Source organism: Azospirillum griseum (assembly GCF_003966125.1).
In the GTDB taxonomy this organism is placed as follows: Bacteria; Pseudomonadota; Alphaproteobacteria; order Azospirillales; family Azospirillaceae; genus Azospirillum; species Azospirillum griseum.
The window spans coordinates 1-1,575 of the sequence record NZ_RXMA01000092.1 but is presented as its reverse complement, the minus strand read 5'-3'; the positions used below and the strand labels follow the sequence as shown (position 1 = coordinate 1,575).

Sequence of the window (1,575 nt, the reverse complement as noted above, 5' to 3'; positions counted from 1 at the left end):
GCGCCCGCCGACGCAACCGGGTGGCGATCTCGGGACCGAACTTCCGGGCCCACTGGCGCACCGTCTCGTAACTCACCGTGATGCCGCGGGCCGCCAGCAGCTCCTCGACCATGCGCAGGCTGAGCGAAAAGCGGAAGTACAGCCACACCGCCGCCGCAATGATCTCGGCGGGATATCGCTAACCGGCATAGCGGGGAACCGGGCGCGTCGTCATGCCGTCCCGACTCCTGTGCCAAATTGCGCACCAAAGTCAGTCAGTGGGCTTTCAGCCTTTCCCAATCAAACGCATGAAATAGCTTCACCAGCCCGTCGAACGCCGCGCGCACGGTCTTGTCGCGCAGTGCTTCGGCCTTGGCCATGATCCACAGATCGAGGTGCATCGGTGGCTGGTGGATAGGCAGCGCCACGATGTTGAGGTTGACCAGTGTTGCAAATGTCGGAAGCGGGGTGAGGACCGAACCGCTAAGGAGCAGTTTTTCCTGCGCAGCTTCGGTAGGCACCGTTGGGTGAGCGGAGGCCCGCGCGAACGTGTCGAGCCATGGACCCAACGCCGACTGACTGGGGTAGAGCACAAGCGCGCTGTGCGACAGCAGCGGGTGTTCGGGCAATTCATCCCAGTGGTTGGGCCGCGATGACGCGAATGATGTTCGGGCGTGATGAACAGCCCAAGGAACGCGGGCGAGCCGCCGGATACGCAAATCGGGCGAGCCAAGCGGCAGCACATCCGGTTCCGTCCACCGCAAGCGGATATCTTCGCATTCGGGGCTGCTCTCCGCTACGGGGCGAAGCGGCGGCAAGGTAATGTCGGGATGCAGGTGCTGGACGTAAGCCAGCGGGCCGATCGGTCGTTCAGCTGCCAGAGGTCCGACAAAGTAGCTAATAAGACCACCGCTTGCTTTGATCAAAACTACTCGTTCAGGTTGTTTTCTCAGAGACCGCAATGTCTGATTGAAGCTTTTTCCATGCCGATCCATCTCTTCGGCGAGTTGGAGCAGCTCAAGACAAAAATCCGTTGCAATGATGCCAGATCGACTACGCACGAACAACGGTGCTCCCGCTGTAGTTTCGATTCGAGCAATTCGACGACTGACGGTGCTTTGATCAAGGCCAAGGATCGCAGCGCCACCGGAAAAACCACCGGAGCGCGCGACCACGAGGATCAGGTTGATGTCGTCCCAGTCCAAACTCAGTGCCGTTACCCCCACTTTGCGTCCGCGATAAACCAGATTCCTGTGGGATGAAGAGCTATAAAAATTATTGGAAGCACTGATGAATATTTCCTTAATCTGTCGGAGATCTCTCGGCATCGTCAACTTGTTTCCCCCAGTTGCGGAGGGAGTCCGTTCGGGGTATGGAACGGCATATCGACGCGCCTTGATCCCGGCTACGCTGGCGACCGCTATCCCACCGAGATCATTGCCACGGCGGTGTGGCTGTACGTCCGCTTTCCGCTCAACCTGCGGATGGTCGAGGAGCTGCTGGCGGCGCGCGGCATCACGGTGAGTTACGAGACGGTGCGCCAGTGGGCCCGGAAGTTCGGTCCCGAGATCGCCACCCGGTTGCGTCGGCGGGCGC

Annotated in this window: 1 protein-coding gene and 2 pseudogenes; 1 reads left to right on the top strand and 2 read right to left on the bottom strand. The window is 60.3% G+C overall.

What is annotated here, in order from left to right; genetic code table 11:
* Together EJ903_RS27300 and EJ903_RS26265 are read right to left on the bottom strand one after the other, a co-directional pair.
* Positions 1 to 163: pseudogene (locus EJ903_RS27300) on the bottom strand (IS6 family transposase); the annotation flags it as partial.
* Between the two features lie 91 nt (positions 164 to 254).
* Positions 255 to 1,307, bottom strand: coding sequence for a LysR family transcriptional regulator (locus EJ903_RS26265; protein WP_126620809.1), 1,053 nt, complete (start codon positions 1,305 to 1,307; stop codon positions 255 to 257).
* 54 nt (positions 1,308 to 1,361) lie between these two features.
* On the opposite strand from EJ903_RS26265, the pseudogene EJ903_RS27910 reads away from it, so the two are divergent.
* Positions 1,362 to 1,575, top strand: a pseudogene (locus tag EJ903_RS27910) (IS6 family transposase); the annotation flags it as partial.